The 24570-nt window shown below is 71.6% G+C and carries 22 protein-coding genes; 3 read left to right on the top strand and 19 right to left on the bottom strand.

The genetic code is table 11. The features are described from left to right. Positions 1 to 103: 103 nt before the first annotated feature. The 10 genes from ABH940_RS11690 to ABH940_RS11645 all read right to left on the bottom strand — a co-directional run bounded on the left by ABH940_RS11690 (position 104) and on the right by ABH940_RS11645 (position 11484). On the bottom strand, positions 104 to 1174 hold the full coding sequence (locus ABH940_RS11690; RefSeq protein ID WP_370063237.1) for an FHA domain-containing protein: 1071 nt from the start codon (positions 1172 to 1174) through the stop codon (positions 104 to 106). Between the two features lie 83 nt (positions 1175 to 1257). Beyond that, positions 1258 to 2580, bottom strand: coding sequence for a VWA domain-containing protein (locus ABH940_RS11685; protein ID WP_370063239.1), 1323 nt, complete (start codon positions 2578 to 2580; stop codon positions 1258 to 1260). 4 nt (positions 2581 to 2584) lie between these two features. Beyond that, positions 2585 to 4036: a PP2C family serine/threonine-protein phosphatase gene (locus ABH940_RS11680; RefSeq protein WP_370063241.1), complete on the bottom strand. Its 1452-nt coding sequence runs from the start codon at positions 4034 to 4036 to the stop codon at positions 2585 to 2587. Positions 4037 to 4046: 10 nt separating this feature from the next. Continuing rightward, positions 4047 to 6689 (bottom strand): tetratricopeptide repeat protein, encoded by a 2643-nt coding sequence (locus tag ABH940_RS11675; protein ID WP_370063243.1) that lies wholly within the window; start codon positions 6687 to 6689, stop codon positions 4047 to 4049. Continuing rightward, positions 6686 to 6823, bottom strand: a complete 138-nt coding sequence (locus tag ABH940_RS11670; protein ID WP_370063245.1) for a hypothetical protein — start codon at positions 6821 to 6823, stop codon at positions 6686 to 6688. The genes ABH940_RS11675 and ABH940_RS11670 overlap by 4 nt, the downstream gene beginning before the upstream one ends. Positions 6824 to 6844: 21 nt before the next feature. After that, complete coding sequence (locus ABH940_RS11665; RefSeq protein ID WP_370063247.1) at positions 6845 to 8212, bottom strand: hypothetical protein; 1368 nt, start codon at positions 8210 to 8212, stop codon at positions 6845 to 6847. A 41-nt stretch (positions 8213 to 8253) separates the two neighbouring features. Then, on the bottom strand, positions 8254 to 8391 hold the full coding sequence (locus ABH940_RS11660) for a hypothetical protein (protein WP_370063249.1): 138 nt from the start codon (positions 8389 to 8391) through the stop codon (positions 8254 to 8256). Then, positions 8388 to 9428 carry a glutamate ABC transporter substrate-binding protein gene (locus ABH940_RS11655; RefSeq protein ID WP_370063251.1) on the bottom strand — a complete coding sequence of 347 codons (1041 nt, stop codon included), beginning with the start codon at positions 9426 to 9428 and terminating at the stop codon, positions 8388 to 8390. Before ABH940_RS11655 ends, ABH940_RS11660 begins: the two co-directional genes overlap by 4 nt. A 14-nt stretch (positions 9429 to 9442) precedes the next feature. Further along, positions 9443 to 10762, bottom strand: coding sequence for a hypothetical protein (locus ABH940_RS11650; protein ID WP_370063253.1), 1320 nt, complete (start codon positions 10760 to 10762; stop codon positions 9443 to 9445). Positions 10763 to 11028: 266 nt separating this feature from the next. Beyond that, a complete protein-coding gene (locus ABH940_RS11645; protein ID WP_370105187.1) occupies positions 11029 to 11484 on the bottom strand; it encodes a MarR family winged helix-turn-helix transcriptional regulator in 456 nt (151 codons plus the stop codon). 86 nt (positions 11485 to 11570) lie between these two features. Here ABH940_RS11645 and ABH940_RS11640 point away from each other — a divergent pair, with 86 nt between their 5' ends. After that, on the top strand, positions 11571 to 11945 hold the full coding sequence (locus tag ABH940_RS11640) for a cupin domain-containing protein (protein WP_370105186.1): 375 nt from the start codon (positions 11571 to 11573) through the stop codon (positions 11943 to 11945). A 96-nt stretch (positions 11946 to 12041) separates the two neighbouring features. After that, positions 12042 to 12629, top strand: a complete 588-nt coding sequence (locus ABH940_RS11635) for a Uma2 family endonuclease (protein ID WP_370063259.1) — start codon at positions 12042 to 12044, stop codon at positions 12627 to 12629. Between the two features lie 67 nt (positions 12630 to 12696). On the opposite strand, the gene ABH940_RS11630 is transcribed toward ABH940_RS11635, so the two are convergent. The 9 genes from ABH940_RS11630 to ABH940_RS11590 form a co-directional block, all read right to left on the bottom strand. Next, positions 12697 to 13665 (bottom strand): alpha/beta hydrolase, encoded by a 969-nt coding sequence (locus tag ABH940_RS11630; protein ID WP_370063261.1) that lies wholly within the window; start codon positions 13663 to 13665, stop codon positions 12697 to 12699. A gap of 98 nt (positions 13666 to 13763) precedes the next feature. Then, entirely contained in the window at positions 13764 to 14852 is a 1089-nt protein-coding gene (locus ABH940_RS11625) for an N-acetylglucosamine kinase (protein ID WP_370105185.1), read from the bottom strand. Between the two features lie 8 nt (positions 14853 to 14860). After that, the gene (locus ABH940_RS11620) at positions 14861 to 16129 is read right to left on the bottom strand and encodes a 6-phospho-beta-glucosidase (protein WP_370105184.1); all 1269 of its coding nucleotides are present in this window, start codon (positions 16127 to 16129) and stop codon (positions 14861 to 14863) included. Continuing rightward, positions 16129 to 17034, bottom strand: a complete 906-nt coding sequence (locus tag ABH940_RS11615; protein WP_370063267.1) for a carbohydrate ABC transporter permease — start codon at positions 17032 to 17034, stop codon at positions 16129 to 16131. Before ABH940_RS11615 ends, ABH940_RS11620 begins: the two co-directional genes overlap by 1 nt. Positions 17035 to 17057: 23 nt before the next feature. After that, positions 17058 to 18065, bottom strand: coding sequence for a carbohydrate ABC transporter permease (locus tag ABH940_RS11610; protein ID WP_370063269.1), 1008 nt, complete (start codon positions 18063 to 18065; stop codon positions 17058 to 17060). A 141-nt stretch (positions 18066 to 18206) separates the two neighbouring features. After that, positions 18207 to 19562, bottom strand: coding sequence for an extracellular solute-binding protein (locus ABH940_RS11605; RefSeq protein WP_370105183.1), 1356 nt, complete (start codon positions 19560 to 19562; stop codon positions 18207 to 18209). Between the two features lie 200 nt (positions 19563 to 19762). Further along, positions 19763 to 21004, bottom strand: a complete 1242-nt coding sequence (locus ABH940_RS11600; RefSeq protein WP_370105182.1) for an ROK family transcriptional regulator — start codon at positions 21002 to 21004, stop codon at positions 19763 to 19765. Positions 21005 to 21197: 193 nt separating this feature from the next. Then, the gene (locus ABH940_RS11595) at positions 21198 to 22322 is read right to left on the bottom strand and encodes a hypothetical protein (RefSeq protein WP_370105181.1); all 1125 of its coding nucleotides are present in this window, start codon (positions 22320 to 22322) and stop codon (positions 21198 to 21200) included. A gap of 215 nt (positions 22323 to 22537) precedes the next feature. After that, on the bottom strand, positions 22538 to 23596 hold the full coding sequence (locus ABH940_RS11590; protein WP_370105180.1) for a mechanosensitive ion channel family protein: 1059 nt from the start codon (positions 23594 to 23596) through the stop codon (positions 22538 to 22540). Positions 23597 to 23881: 285 nt separating this feature from the next. Here ABH940_RS11590 and ABH940_RS11585 point away from each other — a divergent pair, with 285 nt between their 5' ends. Further along, the gene (locus tag ABH940_RS11585; protein ID WP_370063280.1) at positions 23882 to 24469 is read left to right on the top strand and encodes an HNH endonuclease; all 588 of its coding nucleotides are present in this window, start codon (positions 23882 to 23884) and stop codon (positions 24467 to 24469) included. Positions 24470 to 24570 lie beyond the last annotated feature (101 nt).

Genomic DNA, 24570 nt, shown 5'->3' with positions numbered 1-24570 from the left:
AACGGAACAGCCGGACCGAGACCGCGCACACCGCCGCCGCCCGGGGCCGGTCGAAGGGCCCCGGGCGGCAGGCTCAGGCACGCCGGCCTCAGACGCAGCGGACTCAGGCGCAGTGGACGGTGATCGTCGTCCAGGCGCCGACGTGGATCCGGTCGCCGTCGTGGAGCTCGACCGGGACGAACGGCGACAGCGACTCCGCCGCGCCGTTGAGGGTGGTGCCGTTGGTGGAGTCCTGGTCGATGACCACCCAGCTGCCGTCCGGCTGCTCCTGGAGCAGCGCGTGCTGGTGGGACGCGCCCGGGTCCTCCGGTGCGATGGAGAGGTCGATCTCCGGGACCGTACCGCGCTGGTGGCTGCGGCGGCCGATGCGGAGCTGGCCCTGCCCGGTCATCGGCACCCGGCGCTCGGGCGAGAACGGCGGGAAGTAGAGGCCGCCCGCCTCCGGTCCGCTGCGGGCCATCATGTCGCCGAAGTACTCGCGGTCGGCGGTGACCACCGCGATCCAGGTGCCGCGCCGGGCAGGCGGCGCGGCCACCGGAGCAGCGCCGGGGCCGGGCTGCGGATGCCCGTAGTCCGGATCCGGCTGACCCGGCTGACCCGGCTGGCCAGGGCCCTGCGGCGGGGCGAGGAAGTACTCCGTACCCGCACCACCGCTGGTGTCACCGGTCACGTAGTTGCCGTAGCCGCCGCCGAAACCACCACCGGGCCGGCCCTCGGGCGGCGGCGCCATCGGCGTGCCCTGGACCGGGGGCGTCGGGAGCGGCTGCTGCGGGACCGGAGGAGCCGTCACCTGCGGCCCGGGGTACGGCGGCTGGTTCGTCACCTGCGGCCCGGGGACCTGCAGCCCGGGGACGTGCGCCCCGGGGTACGGCGGCTGGGGCGTCACCCGCGGCTGCGGCTCGGGCGTGGGCAGGGGCGGCGGCTGCATCCCGCCACCGCCGCCCACCGGCGCCAGGTCCCAGTTGTAGCCGCACTCCTCGCAGTACTGGCCGGTGCGCGGGGTGGAGCAGATCGGGCACATCGGCAACCCGGCCGTCGGCGTCGGCACGCCCGGGCCCGGGCCCGGCTGTCCGCCCGGCATCGGGTGCGGGGCCGGCGGCGCGCCCATGGGCATGCCGCAGTAGTCGCAGTAGTCGGCGGTCTGCGACTGGTGGCCGTGCGGGCAGATGGGCATTACGGGAGCCCCCTCAGGGTCTGGCTCGTAGGTCTGGCTCGAAGGAGGTGGTGGGGAGCGGACGCTCTCCGTCTCGGGTAACGCTACTTCTTCACCCTGACGGTCTTCGTTGAGCGGGTCTCGAGGGTCATCGAGTCCTCCTCGGTCACGTTCTTACGGAAGCGAACGGTACCTTCCTTCGCGTCGACCACGTCCACGACCTTGGACAACAGCCTGAAGGTGTCCTCGTTGCCGGACTCGGCGGCGAGCTGGACCGCCTTGCCCAACTTGGCCGTGGCACTGTCCAGGTCGCCGCGCCGGTGGGCCTCCAGACCCTCCTGGATCGCCCCGGCGAGCTCCGCCTGGCCGGTGTAGTGGGCCACCTGCGGGTTGATCTTGGTGGAGGCGTTGAGGTCGTCCGTCCAGACCGCCTTGACGAGACCCTGGGACAGCACCTCGGAGCTGCCGTCGGCCTGCGGCACGACCAGGCTGATCCGGCCCGCCAGCATCTCGTCGCCGACGCCCGCGGGGGGCACCTCGATGCAGACGTGGTAGTCGCGGCTCTCGTCGCCCCACGAGCCGGTGGGGTAGTCGCCGGCGCGCGGACCGGCCTCCTTGCGGCGGCCGGTCAGGTCCTCGACGGTCGGGGCGACCTGCTTGACGAACTTGACCTGCGCGTTCGCGGGCGTCCAGACCCGCAGCGCCACGTCGGCCAGGGCCTTGCCCATGGCGTTCTCCATCATCGACCGGAAGTCCTCGGCCAGGCCGGACGGGTCGGCGACGATGTCGACGGTGCCGAGCAGCGCGGAGGAGATCCGGCGCAGCTCCTCGACCTCCCAGTCGGTTCCGACGCCACGGCAGTCCGCGGTGAACCTGCCCTGCACCCGGTTCAGGGTGCGCTGCAGCTGCTCCGGCTTCTCGTGCTCGTTGCGGCCGTCGGTCAGCAGGATGGCGTGGCGGATGGAGATGTCAGGGCGGGTGGAGAAGACCTGGTCGGCCTTGGTCAGCCAGGTGCCGATGGCGGTGCCGCCGCCGGGGGTGAGGCGGCGCAGCGACTGCTTGGCCTCCTCGCGGGTGCCCGGGCTGGACACCGCGAGCTGCCCGCCGCCCGGGTAGACCTCCTTGGCCTCGTGCGTCCCGGCGACCACCGCGAAGCAGACGCCGTCGCGGACCGCGTCGATCGCGGCGGCGGTCGCCTCACGGGCGTTGCGGATCTTGGTCGGCGGGTAGTCCATCGAGCCCGAGCAGTCGACGGCGATGACCACGGCCGCGTCCGGGGCGTCGACAGGGCCGCCGCCGACCGCGCCGCCGGTGGAGGTCACCGTGACGATGGCGTTGACCTCGTTCGCGCCCTGCGCCAGGTACTCGTTCTGGAAGATGTCGACGGAGAACTGCGGAAGGTCGGACTTGGTGAAGTTGGCGGGCATGGCGTCAGCTCTCCCCCTCGCGTAGCTGAATGGTGGGTGCGTCAAGGCTTCCGGGGACCAGCGTCGGAGCGTGGTCCGGTTCGACCTCGGGGTGCGGTGCGGGCTGTAGCGGCAGCACCGCGACGGTCACGTTGTCGTGGCCGCCCCGGTCGCAGGCGTAGCGGACCAGGGTCTGCGCCGCCTCCAGCGGACGCGTCCGCGCGTCCGGCGGGACGATCTTGGCCAGGTCGGGTGCGGCCTCGGAGTAGTTCCACAGGCCGTCGGTGCAGATCAGCACGACGCCCGGGGCGTCGGGGGCGAAGCTCAGGGTGTGCGGCTCGACCTCGACGGCGTCCGCGCCGAGCCAGCCGGTGATCGCGTGGGCGCGCGGGTCGGCGAAGGCCTCCGCCTCGGACATCAGTCCGGCGGAGACCATCCGGGTGGCCCAGGAGTCGTCCACGGTGAGCCGGACCGAGCGGGACCGGTCGTCGGGGAACCAGTAGCCGCGACTGTCGCCGACCCAGCCGAGGGTCACCTGGCCGTCCGTGGCGATCGCGCTGACGATGGTGCAGGCCGGGGAGTTGCGGCTGGGCTCGCGCTCGAACTCCTCGGCCAGCCGGTCCACCCGCTCGGCGGCGGCGAGGATGGCCGTGTGCATGGCCGTCTCCGGTGCCGCGCCGGACTCCAGTTGCTCCAGCAGCGACTCACTGGCGCAGTCGGCGGCGGCCTGTGACGCCTCGTCAGGCCGGGTCGCCGAGGAGACGCCGTCGCAGACCACGGCGACCACGGCGGACCCGCCGCCCGGACGCGAGGTCGCGGCGACCGCGAAGGCGTCCTCGTTGCGGTGGTGCCGGTGGCCCCGGTCGCTGACGCCGCAGACGCTGGCCAGCGCCCGCTCCTGATGGTCCCTCGGACGCGGCTGCGCGCGACCGCACAGCTCGCAGTAGCCGTCGTTGTCGATCCGCTGCGCCCCGCAGCCGACGCAGAGCCGGGTGTCCGGCACCACGGGCGTGCCGACGCGCGGCTCGGCGGCGGGGTGGGGCGGCCCGGCGGGCACGCCGTCGTCCTCGGCGGAGGCGTCGGGCAGCTCGGTGGCCAGCAGCGGCGCGGCGAGCACGAAGTCGCCGGTCTGACCGGTACCGGCGGTCGTGGGCCCGGCGGTGGCCGGGGCCGTCGCCGGGCCGGATACGCCGGATCCGCCCAGGGCGAAGTCGTCGGCGCCGTGCCCGGTCTTGAGGTCGTCCCAGTGCTCGGGTCCCTGCTCGTCCGCGCCCAGGGGCGCGACCGGCCACGCGGCAGCGGGCGCCGGGGCGGGAGCGGGGACGGCCGCCGGAGCCGACGGAGCGGCTACCGCCGCGCGCGGGTCACCGGCGCCGGAGCGCGCGGCGACGAGGTCCGCGCCGCACTCCTCGCAGAACAGGTCGCCCTCGGCGACCGGTTGGGCGCAGCGCGGGCAGGAAAGCGTCAGTTGGTCCATGCCTGATCTCTCACACCCAGGTCCTGGGGCGGGTGCGGTTGGCCCGCTCCACCCATGCGATGCGCTGGTCGGCGCTGTCGGACAGTCGTGCCAGAACCCGGTAGGACTGCTCCAGCGCGAAGCGCAGGTCGCGCTCCTCGGCGGAGTGGCCCAGCAGGTTCACCGGCCCGGCGGCGGCCGGACCGTCGGGTCGTCCCGCGAGGACCCAGCCGAGTGCCTTGCCCAGCACCTCGACGGTCAACTCCTCGCGGCGGCGCGCGTCGAGGCCCAGCCCGGTCAGCTGGCGGGAGCACGCGTCCAGGTCCTCGCGGAGCGGTTCCTGCGCCGCGCGGTCGCGCAGCCGGGCCCGGACCGAGGCGACGCGCGCGGCGACGTAGTGCGTGGACGCCTCGGGCACCGACTCCAGGGCGGCCACCGCCCCGGTCCGGTCGCCGGACGCGAGCAGCACCCGGCCCAGCCCGAACGCCGCGCTGACGTAGGCGCGGTCGGTCGTCCAGACCAGCCGGTAGAACTCGGCCGCGTCCTCGCGCTCACCGAGCGCCTCGGCGCAGACGCCGAGCGCCAGCTTGGGTGCGGCCTCGCCGGGGAAGGCGTCGTAGACCGCGTCGAAGGCCTCGGCCGCCGTCTGCAGGGCGGCCCGTGCCTCGGGGCCGTTGGGCTGGGCGGAGGCGACCAGCGCGGCCAGACCCCGGTACCAGACGACCCGCCAGTCGTCGGGGAAGTCCACGAACAGCTCGGCCAGCGCGGTCTGCACAGCCGTCAGGTCGCCCACCTCGATCAGCGTGCGCAGGCCGCGCAGCCGCAGCTCGACGGAGTTGACCGGCGCGGTCTGCAGGGCGGCCAGCACCTCGGCCGGGGCGGTCGCCATCAGCGCGGCCAGGAAACCGGCGTTGGGGTCGCCGGGGTCGATCCGCGGCACCGGCAGCGCCAGCGCCGCCGCCCGGGTGTCCAGCGGCAGCACCTGCGGCGCGGCGGCCGGGTTGGCAACCGGGTTTGCCACGGCGGCGGCCGGGAGCGCCGCTGCGCCCTTGCGCTTCCGCCCGCCGCGCAGCGAGTCCGGCGCGCCCAGCTCGGCATGGAGCAACTCGGTGTCCACGACCCGCAGTTCCGGGCCGAACAGGGTGGACAGCGCCGGACGCGCCTTGCCGTCCTGGAGCGCCAGCACCTCGCGCAGCACGCCGGTCAGCTGCTCGGCCATCTCCTGCGCGGAGGCGAACCGACGGCCCGGGTCGGCGTCGGTCGCGCGGACCAGCAGCCGGTAGTACGACTCGTAGCGGTCGAAGACCTCGACCTCCTCCGGCCCCGGGAGCGAGTCGCGGTAGACGGTGGAGTAGCCCTGGAAGTCGAAGGACATGACCGCCAGCGCCCGCGCGACCGTGTAGAGGTCGGACGCGGGGGAGACGCCGTCCGTGGCTATCTCCGGGGCCTGGTAGCCGATGGTGCCGTAGATCGCGCCGTCGTCGTCCTGGCGGCGGACCGCGCCCATGTCGATGATCTTCAGCTGGTCCTCGGACTGGATCACGTTGTCCAGCTTGAAGTCGCAGTAGATCAGGCCCCGGCTGTGCAGGTAGCCGAGCGCGGGCAGCGCCTCCAGTGCGTAGGCCATGGCCTGTTCGACCGGCAGCGGCTCGCGGCGGCCGTCGGGCGTACGGCGGGCGTCGGCGATGTCCTTGAGCGACTTGCCGCCGACGTACTCCATGACGATGTAGCCGTCACGGGTGCCCTTGCGCGCGTCCGGGTGCTCGACGAAGTTGATGATGCGGACCAGGTTCGGGTGGTCCACCTCGGCCAGGTAGCGGCGCTCGGCGATGGCGACCGCCAGCGCCTCCTCGTCACCGGTGTCCAGCAGGCCCTTCAGCACGATCCAGCGGTCGTTGACGCGCCGGTCGATGCCGAGGTAGATCCAGCCCAGACCGCCGTGCGCGAGGCAGCCGAGCACCTCGTACTGGCCGCCGACCAGGTCACCGGCGAAGAGCTTCGGGGTGAACGAGTACTCGGTGCCGCACTTGGCGCAGAAGCCGTCGGTACGCCCCGGCGTGCCGTTGCGGGAACGGCCCACCGGGGACTCGCACTTGCTGCAGAACCGCTTGCGCTCCGGGACCTCCGGGTTCTGCAGCACCGCCGTCCGCGGGTCCGGACGCGGGATCGGCGGCACGGTGACCAGCCCGGCCCCGAGCGCGCCCCGGGTGCCCTGGCTGGTGCTGCGGGTGCTGCGCACCGAGACGGAGCCTCCGCGCCCGGTCCGGCTGGACCGTGAACGTCCGGACATCGAACGGGAACTGCGCGAGCTGCGGGACGTGCTGGTGCTGCGCGAGGTGTTGCCGGAGCCGCCCGAGCCGTGCTGCGGCGGGATGGGCGCGGTCCCGACCGGCATCGGCGCGAGGCCGCACTCGTTGCAGTAGCCGTCGTCGTCGATGACGCCCGTTCCGGTGCAGTCCGGCCGCACGCAGGGCGCGCCCGGTCCACCCGGGGCCTGGGCAGCGGACGCTGCGGCGGCTCCCGATGCGGGCGCGGCGCCCGTCGAGCCACCCGCCCGGCCGCCGACGCCGGTCGCGACCGGGAGCGGGGCCAGCCCGCACTCGGTGCAGTAGCCGTCCGCGTCGATGACTCCCGAGCCGGTGCAGTCCGGCCGTGTGCACGGTACCGCGTTCATCCCCGCCATCCCCCTGCGGTCTGGGCCGCAAAAGTCGTCTGGTTCCACTTGTCGAACGTGTTGAGCTTGTCGAACGTGTCGAGCTGTGTGCGCTGTTCGTACTGGGCGTACTGCGCGTGGTGGTGCGTACTCACCCTGTCTACCCTCATGGACTGTCAGGCACCGTAGGGCCGTCCGTCCACCGGCCCGCCGCCGGGCGGCGCGGCGTGCTGCTGGGGCGCCTGCTGTTGGGACGCCTGCTGGTGGGCCGTGTGCAGCGCCTGTTGGTAGCGCTGCACCGCGTAGTCGGCGGCGCGCAGGTCGCAGGGTGCGCTCCAGAGCATCCGCCGGGCCTGGTCGTAACGCTCGATCAGCTCCGGGTCCTCGGACATCCCGCGCCGGGCGGCCATCGCCTTGTAGGCGTCCAGCCGACCGCGCAGCTCCGCGCGGACCGCCAGCGGGGCGGTCACCGCGGTGAGCGACTCCCTGGCGCGTTCCAGCTCGCGCAGCGAGGCGGACTCCAGGGTGTCCAGCAGCGGCGCCAGCCGGTGCCACTGCCCGTGCTGGCGCAACTGGTCGGCCTGGGCCAGCCGTTCGCGCATCGCGCTGGCCGGTCCCGGCACCGTCGGCACCTCGGTGGCGGCGATCTTCGCGAGCACCTCGCCACGGGCCCGGCGCGCCTCGGCCAGGGTGGCGTCGGCGCGGGCCAGGGTCTCGCCGACGCGCTCCAGCCGTTCGTCCGCGTCGTCGCGGAGCCGGAGCAGGTCGGTGAGTTCGAGCCGGATGTCGTCGACGGTCCGCGCGGCCCGGTCGTAGCGGCCGGTCTCCACCGTCCCGCCGACCGGCTCGCGGCCGGGCGCGGACATGGCCGCCGGACGCGGCGTCCAGAAGGCGAGCGGGTCGGTGACCACCTCGCTGCGGAGCGCGGCGAGTTCCTTGCCGATCTTGTGCAGCGCGTCACCGGCCGGGTGCTCGCCGGCGTGGACGCCGACCGAGCCGGCCAGCGCCTGCACCCGGCCGAGTTCGGCCAGCAGCAGGTCGATCCGGGCGGGCAGCGCCGACCAGACCGCGTCGGCGGCCGAGGCGACCTCGATGATCCGGGCGTACCAGTCGTTCATCCGGGCCACCAGCTCGCCCAGGCTGACCTGTTCGCTGAGCCGTGCCCCGCCCGTCAGCGAGCCTGCCGTGGCCGGCAGTTGGCTGCCGGAGACGGTGACCCCGCTGCCGCGCAGCAGCTCGGTCAGCTCGATCAGCTCGGACTGGCTGGGCCGGTTGCGCCGGGAGCGGACCGCGCGGGCGGCGGCCAACGCCTCGGAGTAGGTGTCGAAGCAGGTCCACAGCAGTTGCAGGCCCGGTGCGGCGGCCTCCCACCGCTCCCGGGTACGGCCGGTGAGCTCCGCGCCCTCGAGCAGACGTCGACCCGGGTGGTCCTGCAGTGCCAGCAGGGAGGCTTCGACGGCCTCGCGCTCGGTGCCGAGTCGGGCGAGTGCGCGGTCCACCTCCTCGCGGGTCATCACGGGACCGCCTGGTCCGGTCAACGCCATGCTTGCTTGTCTCCCTGTGGGTCGTGCCAGTGGTCAGATTGTCAGATGCGGATCGCCGTCGGGGAGTCGGGGCCGGTCTTTGTCGATTCCTTGACGTCTTCGCTACGGGTGTGCCTGTCCTCGCAGGTCAGCGCGGTGGTCAGCGCTGCGGTGAGCCGGTTTCGGCGACGGCTGCTCACGGTTGCTCGTTGACCCAGTGCGCCACGGGCGGCGTGCCGTCCTTCGAGGTGCCCTGCTTGAGCCAGTGCTGGTAACTCGCCTGCCAGCCGCCGCTCGACTCGTAGGACTGGATCACCGCGTTGACCCGGGCGACCAGGTCCCAGGCACCGTGTTTGACGGCGACGCCGTAGTACTCGGTGTCCAGCAGTGCGCCCGGCAGCTTCAGCGTCGGGTCCTGCGCGGCCTGACCCGCCGCCAGCGCGCCGTCGGTGATGGTCGCGTCGACCTGGCCCAGCTGCATCAGCACCAGGCAGTCCAGCTGGTTGGCGACCGGCACCTCCTGCGACTTGTACGGGCTCGCCTGCAGCTGCGCCTCTCCGGTCGAGCCGGTGGCGGTGCAGACCCGCTGGCCCTTCAGCGAGGCGTCGAACCCGGTCACCTGGGAGGTGCCCGGCACGATCAGCTGCTGACCGGTGGTGAAGTACGGCGCGGAGAAGGAGACCTGCTGCTCGCGGTCGCAGGTGATGGTCATGGCGCGCACCACCATGTCGACCTCGCCGCTCTCCAGGGCGTTGATCCGCTGGTCCGTCGGCACGGCCAGGAAGTCGACCGCGTTCGGGTCGCCGAACAGCGCCTGGGCGATGGCGTGCACGAGATCGATGTCGAAGCCCTCCAGCTGACCCGACTTCGGGTCGCGGAAGCCCCAAAGGTAGCTGTTGGTGTCGATGCCGACGACCAACTTGCCGCGCTGCAGGATCTTCTGGATGTCAGGGCCGCTGTCCGAGGTGCTCGGCGTCTGGCTGGCCTGCTGGTCGCAGCCGCTGCTCGTGTCCGCCGGGGTGTGGGCGGGCGCGTGGGCGACGAGCACGGGTGCGTCGGCGGGCAGCCCGCCTGTCTCCGCCGCCGAGCTGCCCGCGAAGGCGAAGCCGCCCAGCAGCAGCGCCACGGTCGCGGCCCAGACCCCGGGACGCCGGAGGATGCGCAACGCCTGTCGGGTACGCAACGCCTGCCCGGTACGCAACGCCTGTCCGGCGCGCGGTCGGTCGGTGGTTCTCATCACTGCTCTCCTCCCTACCGGTACTCGGCCACGCGTCGGTTGATGCCCGCCACCGCGCCGACCGCCGCCAGCACCGCCAGCAGACCCGCGCCCGGCGCGAGCAGGGTGGTGGCGTTGCGGCCGTCGTCGGCGAGGCTGGTGAACTGCGCCTGCTCGTGCGTGGCGGCACTGTTGAGGCTGCTCTCCAGCGCGGTGAACGAGGCGTTGATGGTGGTGCTCCCGGTGCCGATGGTGTCGTTCAGCGCCGTCTGGTAGTCGCCCGCCTGGTTGGCGGTGTAGGCGGTGTCGTGCCGCGACTGCCAGGTGTGCCAGTCGCTCAGTGCGGCGGTCAGCGACTGCTGGGCCACCGCGTCACCCGTGGTCATGCTGCGGGCGGTGGGGAGGTAGCCGCTGGTCGCGTTCGCGTTGCCGAGGGCCGCGCTCTCCTTCTCCCAGGTGTCCTCGTAGACGGTGGTCGAGCCACGGGCCACCAGGTTGAGGTTCTCCGCGCCACGGCACTTGAGCGCCTCGATGCCCGCCTCGTTCAGCACCTGGAGCGGCGCGGCGCCCTGGGTGTCGCTGTCGGAGAGGTACGACGCGGCGACGCTCTGACCGGCCGCCAGCCACAGCAGCGCGACCGTCGCGCACGCGGTGCCCAGCACCAGCCCGATGTTGAAGACCCGGTTGGTCCGCCGGTAGAGCAGCACCTGCGCGCGGACCAGCAGGATCAGCAGCACCACCCCGAGGCCGAGCGCGGCCCAGGGCAGCGAGCGGGCGTCCGCGTAGTCCGCGTGCAGCCGTGCGGTCTCGGCGTTGTAGAGGTTCTGGGCCTCCAGCAGCATCTGACCCTGCATCTGGCCGGACCCGTACCGCAGGTACGCGCCGCCGAGCGGCAGGCCCTGCCGGTCGTCCGCCTTGGCCGTCTCCACCAGGCCCGCGTAGACCGGGAGCTGGGTGTTGAGCTGCTGGATCCACTGCTGGCCGGGATCGTTCGGATCGGTCTGCGCGGCGGCCTGGGTGAGCAGCTTGGACGCGGTGGCGATGTCGGCGTTGTACTGGTCGCGCACGGTCGCGGTCTCGGCCCCCGCCTGCAGGAAGCCGGTCGCGGCGGTGGTGTCGGCGTCGGCGAGCGACCGGAAGATCTGCGCGGCGTCGTCACTGAGCGGCTGGCTGTGGTTGACGACGTTGTCGGCGGCGGTGGTCCGCGAGTCCACCTGCCAGACCGTCAGCACGCCGAACAACAGCGCGAGCAGCGCCAGTCCGACCGCGCCGGACCGCAGGCGCCTCGGCGGCGTGCCGGTCAGCACGGCGGTCGCCCGCTCCCGCACTCTCCGGCCCTGGGGTGGGCCTTGCATCGGGCCTTGGGTCCGGCCTTGGACGGGTCGTTCCTGCAGCGTGGTGGCCATACTGTGCGCGTCCCCCTTCCCCCTGGGCGCCTCGTGATCCGCCTAGGGACGGTCCGCCGACGGCTGTGCCTCTGTCTGTGCCTCTAGCCTGTGCTTGTATCGCAAGCAGTATGGCCGCCCACTCCGACCGGCACACCCCTGATGCTGCGATCTTGGGCTTTCGCGGCAGACCTGTGACACAAGTCGTCAGCAGGGTGGGATCATCGGATCGGGTGTCACCAAGCAGGACGAATCGGGCCTTTGGGGTTGAGCGCCGCCAGATCCCTGGTCAGGTCGGCGAATCGCTCCGCGCCGAGGGTCTCCCGCCAGGGTGCGACGGCGGCGACGGCCGCGGCGTCCGCGGCGCGGGTGCAGGCCCAGCCGCGCTCGGTCAGCTGCAGCAGCCGCGCGCGGGCGTCGGTGGGGTGCGGGTGGCGCTCGACGTACCCCTTCTTCACCAGTTCCTCGACGAGTTGGGCGGCGGCCTGCTTGGTCACCCCGAGGTGCGCCGCGAGGTCGGCGGTGGTGGCGCCGCCGTGCGAGATCCGCGCGAAGGCGAAGCCGTGCGTCGGCCGCAGGTCGTCGAACCCCGCGTCGACCACCCGCTGGTGGATGCCCTCCACGAGCTCGCCCGCGAGGGCGAGGACGAGCGCGGAGAAGGAGAGGCTGGTCGCGTCGCTGCTGCTGTCCATGGGTTGACCCTAGCGCAATGGACAAGTAGCTTGTCTGTATCGCAATAGACAAGCCACTTGTCTATCTCTGTAGGAAGGAACCTGTCATGCCCGTCATCCGCAGCACCGAGGCCCAGCCCCACGAGATCCACGGCGCCCGCTTCCTGGGGTACGCCAACCCGTCCACCGGCGCCAAGGAGCTCGCCGCCTGGCGCGGTGAGATCCCCGCCGGGACGGCCGGAACCGCCCACACCGTCACCAAGGAGGAGATCGTCCACCTGCTCGCCGGCCGCCTGACCGTCACCCTCGACGGCGAGCGCGCGGAGCTCGCGCCCGGCGACGTCCTGATCGTCAACGCGGGCAGCACACTCTGCGTCGACAACGAGGGCGACGCCCCGGCGGCGATGTGGACCTGCACGTCGGTCGGCCTGGAGGCCGTCCTGCCCGACGGCTCCCGGCTCGCGCCGCCGTGGGCGAACTGAGCCCGCCCGGCCCGGTGCCCCGGTTGACGCGAGTACGCCCGCATAGGATGGAGGAGACGACGACGGCCGGGGCGTTGTGACCGAAGGAGCGGCTCCATGAGTCACCAGGACGCCATCTACCGACACCTGAGGGAGATGCGCGCGGAGTTGTTCAACGGCCTGCCGCGCGAGGTCCGCTCCGAGATCAGCGGTGGCGAGATCGTCATGATGATGTCGCCCGTGCCCAAGCACGGGCTCGCTGCCAAGGACGTGGTCCGGCAGCTCGACGCCCAACTGCCCGAACCGCTCCTGGCCGTCGAGAACACCGACACCGATGACGCCAGCCTCGGCAAGCTGCGCATGCCGGACATCATGGTGGCTCCACGTGCCGCGTTCGACACCGACGAGGATGCAGTCGACGCGCGCGAGCTCGTCCTGGCCGTCGAGATCGTCTCCCGGTCCAATCCCGACAACGACTACGTCAGGAAGATGGCCGACTACGCGGCCATGGGCATCGAGCACTATCTGATCGTCGATCCGCGCGACGGCACCTGCTTGTACGCCACCGAGGTCGGCTCCAAGGGCCAGGGGCCCGAGTACCTGCTCCGGACGTCCTATCCCTACGGGGACGTGATCCGGATCGGCGACCTCGCCACCATCGACACGACCGGGCTGCCGCGCTACGGGGAGAAGGGACGCCGGTAGGTTCTCGGCCGCGCCCGGCGCGGGTTGCAGGGGAGTCCTGGCAACCCGCGCACGTCTGATGCAGGCCTCAGCCGGTGGCCAGGACGCGGCGCAGCCAGGAGTGGCGGGCCTCGCGGGCGGCGCGGCTGATCCCGGCGTCGGGCACGACCCGGTCGAAGCAGTGGAAGCCGCCCGTCCAGACGTGCAGCTCGGCCTCGCCGTCGGCCGCCCAGATGCGGGTGGCGTAGGTGACGGCCTCGTCGCGCAGGCACTCGGCGGAGCCGGCGTCGATGAAGGCGGGCGGCAGCCCGGACAGGTCCGTGGCGCGGGCGGGCGCGGCGTACGGGGAGACGTCCGGGCCACCGCAGGCGCTGCCGAGCAGGCTGTCCCAGCCGAACCCGTTGTCGCTGCGGTCCCAGATGTCGAGGCCGTCCATCTGCCGCACTGAGGCGCTGTCGTTGTGGTCGTCGAGCATCGGGCTCATCAGCAGCTGGCCGCGCAGTCGCGGGCCGCCCTTGTCCCGCACGGTCAGGGCGAGTGCGGCGCTGAGGCCGCCACCGGCGCTCGGGCCGGCGACGACGATCCGCTCCGGGTCGATCCCGAGCTCGGCCGCGTGCTCCGCCGTCCACAGCAGGCCGGCGTAGACGTCGTCGATCGGCGCGGGGTGCGGGTGCTCGGGCGTCAGCCGGTAGCGGACCGAGACCAGTGTTGCGCCGAGCAGCTCGGCCGTGTCGAGCATCGGATCGAGGGCGATGCGGTGGTCACCGCAGAAGGTGCCGCCGCCGTGGCTGTAGTAGAGCACCGGCCGCGACGCGGGTGAGTCGACCGGCGTGCAGATCAGCAGCGCGATCTCGGGATCGCCGGGCAGTCCCGGCACCGTCCGCTCGGTGACGGCGAATCGGCCGTCGCGGCTCAGCGCCTCGTGAGACGGCACCCCGGCCGTGTCCTCGGCGCGGATGTCCGCCAGCCGCTCGACGCTGATCGGCGGCTCCTCCTCCGCCATGATGGCGTCGTAGACGCGCTGCAGCTCGGCGTCGAACGGTACGGGCACGGTCATCCCCCTTGGCAGTTGTCGATCGCCGGGCACGGTAGTTGTCCCGTTCTCGGCGCCGCAAGGGATTTAGGGCCTGGCGCCCCGAGCGGGCGGGGCACCAGTTATTCGCCGTACGCTGCCCGCAGCTTCGCCTGCGCCGCAGGACCGCCGCCCAACTGCGCTGCGGCCAAGTGGTCCAGTCCCAGGAGCGCCGCGCCCACCACCGGTGGGGTGGTGACCACGCGTGGCCGTGCCAACGGCGCCCGCACTGCCAGGAGTTCCGCGACGGCGTCCAGCAGCAGCGGCTGTCTCGCCGCCAGCACACCGCCGCCGAGGACGACGTCGGCCGGGGTGTCCAGCAGGTCCAGGCGTTGCAGGGCGACGCCCGCCAGTGTGGTGATCTCCTCCGCCTGGCGGTGGACCAGCTCCAGGGCGATCGCGTCGCCCGCCTCCGCGCAGCGGAAGAGGACCGGGACCAGTTCGTGCAGGCGGCCCTCCGGTAGCTCGCCGAGGTGGACCGCCTCGGCGACCGCGCCGGCGCTGTCGAGGCCGAAGTGGTCCGCGACCGCCGCCGCCAGCGTGGTGGCCGCGCCGCGGCCGTCCTCCGCACGGACGGAGGACCACATCACCTCAAGCGAGATGCCCCCGCCTCCGCCCCAGTCCCCGGTGATCTGGCCGAGCGCGGGAAACCGCGCCGTTCGGCCGTCGGGGAGCAGGCCGACGCAGTTGATGCCCGCACCGCAGACGACCGCGACGCCGCGCGGCGCGTCCGTGCCGGCGCGGAGGAGGGCGAAGGTGTCGTTGGCCACGACCGTGGTCCGGGACCAGCCACGGGCCGCGATGGCCTGCTGGAGTTCCCGCTCCTCGACCGGCAGGTCCGCGTTGGCCAGGCACGCCGACGCGTGCGTGACCAACGGGCCGTGGTCGAGGGGGAGTTCCGCCGCTGCAGCCGCCTCGGCGACGATCTCCGCCAGCCGGTCGATCGCGGCGTCCGGCCCGGCCAGGTAGGGCCGGAAGCCCTCCCCGCGTGCGGTGCCGAGGACGGTGCCGGTCGCGGTCACGATGGCCACGTCGGTCTTGCTGTTGCCCGCGTCGATCGCGAGGACGCCCGCGACCAGCTCGTTGCCCTCGGCGCCGACCGTGCCGGCGCCGAGGGGATTCCCGGCTTCGCCGTCGTCCGAGGGATCGGCGTCGCGGTGATCGGCGGTCATGAAGGTCGTCACGCCCAGGCCAGGTGCGCGTGGTTGTGGGATATCAGACGGTCCGTCAGTTGTTCGGCCCGATCGATCTGTCCGACCAACGGGTGGGCCAGCAGGGCTTGGAAGACGCGGTCTCTGCCGCCGCGCAGCGCCGCATCCAGGGCGAGCTGCTCGTAGCCGGTGACATGGCCGATCAGCCCGGCGTAGAGCGGTTCGACCGGCGCGACCGGCAGCGCGCGCGGGCCCCCCGCGTCGACCAGCGCCGGGACCTCGATCACCGCGTCGTCCGGGAGGAACGGCAGGGTGCCCCGGTTGAGCAGGTTGACCACCTGCTCGGACGGCGCGCCGCCCTGGGTGCCCAGCAGTGACGCGACCAACTGCACTGCCGCCTCGCTGTAGAACGCGCCGCCGCGCTGCGCCAGCAGCTCCGGCTTCTCGTCCAGCGACGGGTCCGCGTACATGGTCAGCAGCTCGCGCTCGATCTGCGCCACCTTGGCGGCGCGCGAGCCCTGCTTCTTCAACTCGGCCACGACCGCGTCGTGTTCGTAGAAGTAGCGCAGGTAGTACGACGGCACCACGCCCAACTGCCGTACCAGCGACAGCGGCAGCTCCAGATCCTCGGCGATCGCCTCGCCGTGGCCGGAGATGAGGTCCGGCAGCACGTCCTTGCCGTCCAGTCGGACGCCCCGCTCCCAGGTGAGGTGGTTGAGCCCGACGTGGTCCAACTGCACACGCTCCGGCGCGACGCCGAGCAGCCCGGCGAACTTGCGCTGGAAGCCGATGGCCACGTTGCAGAGCCCGACCGCCTTGTGACCGTGCGTCAGAAGCGCCCGGGTGACGATGCCCACCGGGTTGGTGAAGTCGACGATCCACGCGTCCGGCGCGGCCCGGCGGACCCGCTCGGCGATGTCCAGCACCACCGGGACGGTGCGCAGCGCCTTGGCCAACCCGCCCGCACCGGTCGTCTCCTGGCCGACGCAGCCGCACTCCAGTGGCCAGGTCTCGTCCTCGTTGCGGGCGGCCTGCCCGCCGACCCGGAGCTGCAGCAGCACCGCGTCCGCGCCCTGGACGGACGCGTCGAGGTCGCTGGAGGTGGTGACGGTGCCCGGGTGGCCCTGCTTGGCGAAGATCCGCCGGGCCAGACCGCCGACCAGCTCCAGCCGCTCCGCAGCCGGGTCCACCAGGACCAGTTCGCCGACGGGCAGGGTGTCCCGGAGTCTCGCGAAGCCGTCGATCAGCTCCGGCGTGTAGGTCGAGCCGCCCCCGACCACGACCAGTTTGAGGCTCATCAGCCCTTGACTCCCGTCAGCGTCACGCCCTCGATGAAGGCCTTCTGTGCGAAGAAGAACACGATGATCACGGGCGCCATCACCAGCAGCGTGGCGGCCATGGTCAGGTTCCAGTCGGTGTGGTGCGCGCTGTGGAAGGTCTGCAGACCGTAGGAGACCGTCCACGAGGCGGGGTTCTGCGCCAGGTAGATCTGCGGGCCGAAGAAGTCGTTCCAGCAGTAGAAGAACTGGAACAGCGCGACCGCCGAGATGGCGGGCTTGATCATCGGCAGGATCACCCGGAGCAGCGTGCGCAGCTCGCCGCAGCCGTCGACCTTGGCCGCGTCCAGGTACTCCTTGGGGATGGTCAGCAGGAACTGGCGCAGCAGGAAGATGGAGAACGCGTCGCCGAAGGCCATCGGGATGATCAGCGGCCACAGCGTGCCGGTCAGGTGCAGCTGGTTCGTCCAGACCAGGTACATCGGGACGATGATCACCTGCGGCGGCAGCATCATCATCGAGATGACCGCCATCATCGCCACCCGGCGCCCTGGGAAGCGGAACTTGGCCAGCGCGTAGGCGACCGGGACCGAGGAGACGACGGTCAGCACCGTCCCGGCCACGGAGTAGATGATGCTGTTCTTCCACCAGCTGGTGAAGCCCGGCACCTTGAACACGTTGACGTAGTTGCTCCAGACCCAGTGCTGCGGCCAGAGGTTGGCGCTGAGCGTCTGGTTGTCGCTCATCAGCGAGGTCAGGAAGAGGAAGACGAACGGCAGCAGGAAGAACAGCGCCGCAGCGATGCCGAGCGAGTGCACGGCGATCCAGTTGAGCCTGCGGTTGCGAACGGCCCGGCGGTGCGCGGCCGTTCGCGGCGCGGGCGCGGGGGCGCTCGCGGGGGTGTCGAGAGTCAGTGTCTCGCTCATGGTCTGATGGGCCCCTTTCCTGCTCAGTCGTCGCCCATGAGGCCGGAGCGCCGGCGCATCAGCAGGGAGGTGAAGGCCATCGCGAGCACGAAGAGGACCAGCGAGACCACGCAGGCCGAGCCGATGTCGTCGTTGCTCTGGAAGCCGAGGTTGTAGACGAGTTGGGGAACGGTCCAGGTCGACCCGCTGGGGTAGCCGGGGACGTAGTTCGTTCCCGCGCCGCTGATCACGCCGGAGGCGACCTGCCCCGCGACGATCGCCTGGGTGTAGAACTGGAGCGTCTGGATCACGCCGGTGACCACGGCGAACATGATGATCGGCGTGATGTTCGGCAGCGTCACGTACCGGAACCGCTGGAACGGGCCCGCGCCGTCGAGCGACGCCGCCTCGTACTGCTCGGTCGGCACGTCCAGCAGCGCCGCCATGAAGATGACCATCAGGTCGCCGATGCCCCACACCGCCAGCAGCACCAGCGAGGGCTTGGACCAGTTCGGGTCGTTGAACCAGCCGGGCTGCGGCAGCCCGAGCTTGCCGAGCAGGTGGTCGACCGGCCCGGTACCGGGGTTGAGCAGGAAGGCGAAGCCGATGGTGGCCGCCACCGGCGGGGCCAGGTACGGCAGGTAGAAGGCGGTACGGAAGAAACCGGCGCCCGTCTTGATCTTGGTGATCAGCATCCCGATGCCGAGCCCGAAGATCACCCGCAGCGTGACCATGACCACGACCAGCCACAGCGTGTTCCGCATGGCCTGCCAGAAGTACGGGTTCTCCGTGAGGACGTAGTTCCAGTTCTTCAGGCCCACGAAGTTCGGCGGGTTGTAGCCGTCGTAGTGCATGAAGGAGAAGTAGACGGTGGAGATCAGCGGGTAGGCGAAGAAGATCGCGAAGCCGATCAGCCAGGGGGAGAGGAAGGCCAGCGCCACCCGCAGCTCGCGGCGGCGCTTGCGCTTGAGCGCGGGCGCGACCGGGGGTTTGCTTGCGCGCGCCCGGCGCGGGGTGGGGGACAGGCCGGTCTCGGCTGTCGTGCTGCTCATGACGTTCACCACCGGGTGACGGGGGAGGAGTTGGGGCGGGTTCCGGGCGCTGCCGGCCGGGCCGGTCGAGGCGGGACGCGTCTCGACCGGGCCGGATGTTGACGGGTCGGCGGACGTTGACGGAGCGTCAACTGGTGGAGGTCACTGCGCCCCTGCCTGGGCGAGCGAGTTGTCGATGTCCGTGTCGGCCTTCTTCAGCCCGGCCGTCACGTCGGTCTGCTTGCCGGACTGCAGATCCAGGCCCAGGTTCTGCAGGATGGTGACGTAGTTGTCGCCGTCCGGAGTGGCGGGCTGCGTGACCGACTTGGGGTCGGCCGCGACGTTCAGGAAGGTCTGGAAGGTGCTCGGCAGCTTCAGGTCGGGCGACTTGAGCGCGGCCAGGGTGCTCGGCACGTTGTCTATCGCGTTGGCGAAGGTGACCAGGGCGTTGGTGTCCGTGGTCATGAACTTCACGAAATCCCAGGCTGCGGCCTGCTTCTGGCTGTTGCGGTTGATGCCGATGATGGTTCCGGTCTGGAAGCCCATGCCGTAGTCGGCCGCCATGCTGTCCGGGACCGGGAACGGCGCGGTGGCCCAGTGGAACGGGACGTTGTCCTGCTGCAGGTTGGAGATGCGCCACTCGCCGTCCAGCTGCATCGCGACCTTGCCCTTGTCGAAGGCGTTGGCGGCGAACTCGTCACCGTAACCGGTGCGCAGCTTCTCCAGGTGGGCGTAGCCGCCCAGTTGGCTGACCAGGCTCTTCTGCCAGGAGAACAGCGCCGGCCAGGTCGGGTCGCTCGAAAGGGCGGACTTGCCGTCCGGGGTGAAGTACGTCGGGTTGTACTGGCCGCCCACGTAGCCGGTGTTCTGCTCGTAGTAGTCCCACAGCGGCATGTAGCCGAGCTGCTGCGACCCGTCGCCCTTGGTCAGCTTGACCGCGTCGGCGGCCAGCTCGGAGAAGGTCTTCGGCGGCGAGGCGATGCCCGCGGCCTTGAACATGTCGACGTTGTAGTAGAGGCCGTACGCGTCGCCCAGCAGCGGCAGCGAGCACTGGTCGCCCTTGTACTGGGTGTAGCTGAGCATGGTCGGCGAGAAGGTGGTCTTCGGGTCGATCCCGTCCTTCGCCATCAGCGGGTCCAGGTTGACGAACGCGCCGGTCGAGCAGAACTTGCCGACGTCGGTGGTGGAGAAGTCGGAGACCACGTCGGGCGCGCTGGCGCCGGTGGCCCGCAGGCCCTGGGTGATGGTGTCGCCGGACACCGCCTTGACCGCGTTGACCTTGATGTTCGGGTGCAGCTTCTCGAACGCGGCGATGTCCGTGTTGATCGCGGCGAGCTCGTTGGGCTGGCTCCAGCCGTGCCAGAAGGTGATGGTGACCGGCTTGTTGTCGGTCCCGGTGCCGCCTTGCGCGCCGGTGTTGGGCTGGCCGGTGCAGGCGGCGGCGGTGAGTGCGAGCGAGGCCGTCACGGCGAGGGCCGCCAGGGCGCGGCGTCCTCTGCGGGGGAGGGCAGTCGACACGGGGACTCCAGTGGGTTCGGACCGGTGGTGGATGCACGGGGCTACGGGCGCGGCCAGGTGCGGGTGCGGGTGCCGGTCCGTTGCGAGGTGCCGATGGTGCGGCGGTGCGAGATTGGTGCCGGTGGTGCCTGTCGTGCGGGTCAGTGAGTGGTTCGGTGGGTGGGTCAGTGAGTGGTTCGGTGGGTGGGTCAGCGGGTGGGTCAGTGGGTGGAGAAGACCTGCTCTCGCGCGGTCGCCAACGCGGTCTGCAGCGCGCCGATGACGACGGGGGAGCCGGACAGCTCGCTCTGCAGCAGGCGTGGCCGGGGCACGGCCAGCCCCGACAACTCCTCCTGCACCAGCGCCCGCAGGCGTTCGCCCCCGGCGCGCGGGACCGCGCCGCTCAGCACGACCAGCTCCGGGTCGACCACCGCGACGACCGCCGCGAGGCCCGTGGCCAGGCGCTCGGCGAGGGTGCGCAGGAACGCGTCCCCCGCGTCCCCCAGGTCCCTGGCGTCCCCCGCTTCCGCGTCCTCGCCTGCCTCCGCGCGTCGGACCGCGTCGGCGACGGCGGCCTGCGCCGTGTCGCTGTCGAGTCCGTGCTCCCGGGCCAGGTCCAACACGGCCGGGGCACCGGCCAGTTCCTGGAAGCCGCCCGAGTTCGCGGTCTCCAGCTCGGGGTTCTTGATCAGCGGCGCGCCCGGCATCGGCATGTAGCCGATCTCGCCCGCGCCGCCGGTGTGGCCGCGGTGCATCCGGCCGCCCAGGACCAGGGCGGCGCCGATGCCCGCCTCGACCCAGAGCAGCACGAAGTCCTGGACGCCCCTTGCCAGTCCTACGCGCTGTTCGGCGACGGCGGCCAGGTTGACGTCGTTCTCCAGCGCGACCGGGACACCGAGGTCCGCGGTCAGCTCCTCCAGCAGGCGGGGTGAGTGCCAGCCGGGAAGGTGTGCGGCGTACCGGAGTTCGTCGGTGGCCGGGTCGAGCGCACCGGGCGTGCCGATGACGACGGCGCGCAGGTCGCTCCGGTCGAGGCCCGCTGCGGTGGTGGCGACGTCGAGGGCGCGCCCGACCTGTTCCACGGCCTGGCCGGGGTCGTCCGCGTGCTGCGGCAGCCGGTGCTCGGTGACCACGTGTCCGGTGACGTCCGCGATGGAGACCCGGACCCGCTCGGGGCTGACATCCAGCCCGGCCACGTAGGCGGCACGCGGGTTGATCTCGTAGAGCTGTGCGCCGGGCCCCGGCCGTCCGGCGGTGGTGCCGACGGGGACGACCAGTCCGGCGCTCTCCAGCCGGGCGAGCAGTTGGGAGGCGGTGGGCTTGGACAGCCCGGTCAGCGCGCCGAGTTGGCTCCGGGACAGGGGGCCCTCTTCGAGCAGCAGCTCCAGCGCGGCCCGGTCGTTGATTGCTCGCAGCAGCCTCGGGGTGCCGGGCTGCGAGGGGTTGCTGCGGCCGGTCGCCATGGCGTTCCCTCACTCTCCTCGCGTCGCCTTCAGCGAGGACGACTGAGCCCCTGAACTGGAAGGAAACTTTCCTAACGGTTGGCCAGGAACGTACGGCTGCGGGCGAGGGGATGTCAATGCCCCGGGAACGCCTCGATTCTCTTGGAGACCGAAGCGTTACCCGGGGCATTCGTCCCTGGGGAGCGGGAGTGGATCAGACCGAGACGGCCTCCTCCTCTTCCTCCCGGACGTCGCCCTCCGGGACGTCGCCCTCCGGGACGTTGCTGCGGACGGCCTGGGCCGGAACCGCAGCCGAGACGTTCGACGCCGTGACGAGCGTCGGGGCCTGCGACTTCCGGGACTTGACCAGGCCGGTGACGCCCAGTCCGACGACGGCGACCAGCGCCCAGATGATCAGGATCCACACGTCGGTGGCGAAGCCGCCGCGGCCGTCGAAGTAGATCATGCTCCGCGCGCCCTCGACGAAGCCCGAGCCGATCCAGAACGAGTGCAGTGAACCGAAGAAGCCGTTCTGCAGGTCGGGGCGGAAGACGCCGCCGGAGGAGGTGAAGTTCAGCATCACGAAGAGCAGCATCGTGCCCAGCGTGGTCCAGAGGCCCAGGAAGTGGTGCAGCACGGTTCCGATCCCGGCCACCGCGAAGGAGTAGACCCAGGCGAGTGCGAAGAGCCTGGCCAGGTCGTGGTGGACGAAGTCGAAGACCGGTCCGGCCAGAACCGTCCCGATGACCGCGACCGTGAACGAGACGCCGACGCACAGCGCCGCCTGTGTCCGCACCTGCAGCGCCGCGCCCGCGCCGCCGATCACGGCCACGCTGCCGTAGGAGCCGATGCTGATCGCCACCAGCAGGAAGAAGAGCGCCTGGTTGGTCGGGTCCTGTGTCGGCATCGGGGTCAGGTCGACCGTGGCCAGCGGCTGGTGCTGGAGCGAGGCGACGGTGGTGAAGATCTTCGTGGCGACCTCGACGTCGGTGCCGGAGTTGGCGGTGGCGACGTACAACTGCGGGGAGGCGGAGCCGGTGGCGCTGGGCTGGTAGGCGGCGACCAGTGAGCGGTTCATGATCTGCGCCTTGGCCGCGTCCGTGCTCGGCAGGGTGGTGACGTCGAGCGCGTCGCCGGCCTGGTCCTTGATCGTCTGGGCCAATACGTCCGCCTGCGGGGTGGTGCCGATGACCGCGACCTTCATGTGGTGCGGCGACGGCGCGTGGAACGCGCTCTCGTAGGCGAGACCCATGCCGAGGCACATGAGCAGCGGCAGTAGCAGGTGCGTGAGGACGCGCCGGAGTACGGCGCGTTCGGAGGGCGCGGCGGTGGCGGACATGATCACCCCAGGAAAGCAGTTGGCATTTACAACTAAGACTTAAGTTGTACTTTACAACGGATTGCCTGAGCCGGCAAACGTGCACGCGCCGGCACGCGCCGGTAGACATCGGCAGGCGCCGGCAGGCGCCGGCAGACGTCGGCAGACGCAGAAGGCGCGGGCCGACCGGTGAACGGTCGTGCCCGCGCCCTCGCGTCCAGGTGTCTGTGGGGTGACTACTTCTGCGACGGGTCGTCCAGGCCCGGTATCGGCGCGGTGCCGCGCGACTGCGCGCTCATCGGGTCGCCGAGGACCGACGGTGCGTTGATGTCCGCAGCAGCGCGCTGGGCCGGAACGGCGTCCTCGACGGGCACGGTGACCCCGAGGCGGATGCCCGCCTGCTCCAGGGCGATCTTGATCCGGCGGCGCAGCTCACGCGCGACGCCCAGCGACTTGCCGGGCAGCACCTTGACCGAGACCTGGACGATCATCGAGTCGGCGGCCAGCGATTCGACGCCCAGCACCTTGACCGGCTCGATCAGCGTCTCGGCCCACTCCTCCTCCTTGTCCATCTCCTCCGCGGCGGCCAGGATCAGCTCCTTCACCCGGTCCAGGTCCTCGTGGTAGCCGAGCGGAATCTCCACGCTGGCGGTCGCCCAGCCCTGGCTCAGGTTGGCGATCCGCTTCACCTCGCCGTTGCGGATGTACCAGATCTCCCCGCCCGCCCCGCGCAGCTTGGTCACCCGCAGGCCGACCTCCAGCACGGTGCCGGTGGCCACCCCGGTGTCGATCTGGTCGCCGACGCCGTACTGGTCCTCAAGGATCATGAAGACGCCGGAGAGGAAGTCCGTCACCAGGTTGCGCGCGCCGAAACCGATCGCGACACCGGCGACGCCCGCGCTGGCCAGCAGCGGAGCCAGGTTGATCCCCAGCACCGGCAGGATGGTGATCGCCGCTGTGCCGAGGATCACGAAGGAAGAGACACTGCGCAGCACCGACCCCATCGCCTGGGACCGCTGCCGCCGTCGCTCCGCGTTGGCCAGCAGGCCCGACATCCACGCACTCTCCGAGTGGTGGTGCGAGGTGCTGTTGGCCATCTTCTCGACCATCTTGTCGATCAGCCGCACCACCACGGCGCGCACCACCAGCGCGATGACCGCGATGAAGATGATGCGCAGGGCGTCGGTGACCCAGGCCTGCCAGTGCTGGCTGACGTAGCCGACGGCCTGGCCCGCGTCGTGCAGGGAGACCGTGGGGGAGGTCGGAGTGGAAGTTGTAGAGGTCTGGCTGGGCATCGCCCCAGAGTAGCCACCGGCCCCGAACCCGAGGCAAACCCGAGGGGGCGCGAGAGGGGTGTGTGGATCACTCCGCTGACCCGCCGTTACCGTGCTTCACCTGCGGTGACTGTGGGCATGATGGCGATGTGGGCTTCCGGTGTGGGGGAGCACACACCCGGTCGGACCTCAGGACATGGTGGCGCCCCGGCACCTCGGGCGGCGACACTGTCAGGAGATCACCCCGTCCGGGTGATCAGTCGTCCCGGCGCGAGCCACGCGCCGTCGGCGGAAAGGGAGGCCCTCGTGCCGCAAGTTCTGGTCCTGAACGCGTCCTACGAGCCACTGGGTGTCGTGTCACTACGACGCGCCCTGGTCCTCGTCCTCGACAAGAAGGCGGTGAGCCTCGAGGACACCGGGGTACTCATGCACAGTGCGACCTCAGCCATGTCGGCGCCGTCCGTCGTCCGGCTGACCCGTTTCGTCCGAGTCCCGTTCCGTGGCCCGGTCCCGCTGACCCGCAGGGCGCTGTTCGCCCGCGACGGCGGGCGCTGCGTGTACTGCGGTGGCGTCGCAACCAGCGTCGACCACGTGATTCCGCGCAGCCGTGGCGGGCAGCACGCGTGGGACAACGTCGTCGCCGCGTGTCGCCGGTGCAACCATGTCAAGGCGGACCGCCACCTCGCCGATCTCGGCTGGCGGATGAAGCGGACCCCTGCCCCTCCGACCGGCCTCGCCTGGCGGATCATCGGCACGGGCCACCGCGACCCGCGCTGGCGCCCGTACCTGGAGCCCTACGGAACGGCGGAGGAGTTGGCGCATCTCGCGCCAGTCCAAGCCCTTCATCAAGCCGGCGGAGCGCCCCCAGGGGCCCCGGTGGAGCTCAGCGCGTAGACGCGCGCGTCTCCCCGGGGCCTTTTCGTTACCCCGGGCAGACGGGACGTCGCACTTACCCGGGGGCGCGGGGCTCTGCCGATATGCGGCTCCGCCGCGTG

The sequence above is a fragment of the Streptacidiphilus sp. BW17 genome (assembly GCF_041262485.1).
Taxonomy (GTDB): Bacteria; Actinomycetota; Actinomycetes; order Streptomycetales; family Streptomycetaceae; genus Streptacidiphilus.
This window is presented reverse-complemented; position numbering and strand designations above follow the sequence as displayed.

Coding starts and splice junctions, on each gene's coding strand:
- ABH940_RS11690 (WP_370063237.1), bottom strand. CDS start 1,174: ATGCCCATCTGCCCGCACGGCCACCAGTCGCAGACCGCCGACTACTGC.
- ABH940_RS11685 (WP_370063239.1), bottom strand. CDS start 2,580: ATGCCCGCCAACTTCACCAAGTCCGACCTTCCGCAGTTCTCCGTCGAC.
- ABH940_RS11680 (WP_370063241.1), bottom strand. CDS start 4,036: ATGGACCAACTGACGCTTTCCTGCCCGCGCTGCGCCCAACCGGTCGCC.
- ABH940_RS11675 (WP_370063243.1), bottom strand. CDS start 6,689: ATGAACGCGGTACCGTGCACACGGCCGGACTGCACCGGCTCGGGAGTC.
- ABH940_RS11665 (WP_370063247.1), bottom strand. CDS start 8,212: ATGGCGTTGACCGGACCAGGCGGTCCCGTGATGACCCGCGAGGAGGTG.
- ABH940_RS11655 (WP_370063251.1), bottom strand. CDS start 9,428: ATGAGAACCACCGACCGACCGCGCGCCGGACAGGCGTTGCGTACCGGG.
- ABH940_RS11650 (WP_370063253.1), bottom strand. CDS start 10,762: ATGCAAGGCCCACCCCAGGGCCGGAGAGTGCGGGAGCGGGCGACCGCC.
- ABH940_RS11645 (WP_370105187.1), bottom strand. CDS start 11,484: ATGGACAGCAGCAGCGACGCGACCAGCCTCTCCTTCTCCGCGCTCGTC.
- ABH940_RS11640 (WP_370105186.1), top strand. CDS start 11,571: ATGCCCGTCATCCGCAGCACCGAGGCCCAGCCCCACGAGATCCACGGC.
- ABH940_RS11635 (WP_370063259.1), top strand. CDS start 12,042: ATGAGTCACCAGGACGCCATCTACCGACACCTGAGGGAGATGCGCGCG.
- ABH940_RS11630 (WP_370063261.1), bottom strand. CDS start 13,665: ATGACCGTGCCCGTACCGTTCGACGCCGAGCTGCAGCGCGTCTACGAC.
- ABH940_RS11625 (WP_370105185.1), bottom strand. CDS start 14,852: ATGACCGCCGATCACCGCGACGCCGATCCCTCGGACGACGGCGAAGCC.
- ABH940_RS11620 (WP_370105184.1), bottom strand. CDS start 16,129: ATGAGCCTCAAACTGGTCGTGGTCGGGGGCGGCTCGACCTACACGCCG.
- ABH940_RS11615 (WP_370063267.1), bottom strand. CDS start 17,034: ATGAGCGAGACACTGACTCTCGACACCCCCGCGAGCGCCCCCGCGCCC.
- ABH940_RS11610 (WP_370063269.1), bottom strand. CDS start 18,065: ATGAGCAGCACGACAGCCGAGACCGGCCTGTCCCCCACCCCGCGCCGG.
- ABH940_RS11600 (WP_370105182.1), bottom strand. CDS start 21,004: ATGGCGACCGGCCGCAGCAACCCCTCGCAGCCCGGCACCCCGAGGCTG.
- ABH940_RS11595 (WP_370105181.1), bottom strand. CDS start 22,322: ATGTCCGCCACCGCCGCGCCCTCCGAACGCGCCGTACTCCGGCGCGTC.
- ABH940_RS11590 (WP_370105180.1), bottom strand. CDS start 23,596: ATGCCCAGCCAGACCTCTACAACTTCCACTCCGACCTCCCCCACGGTC.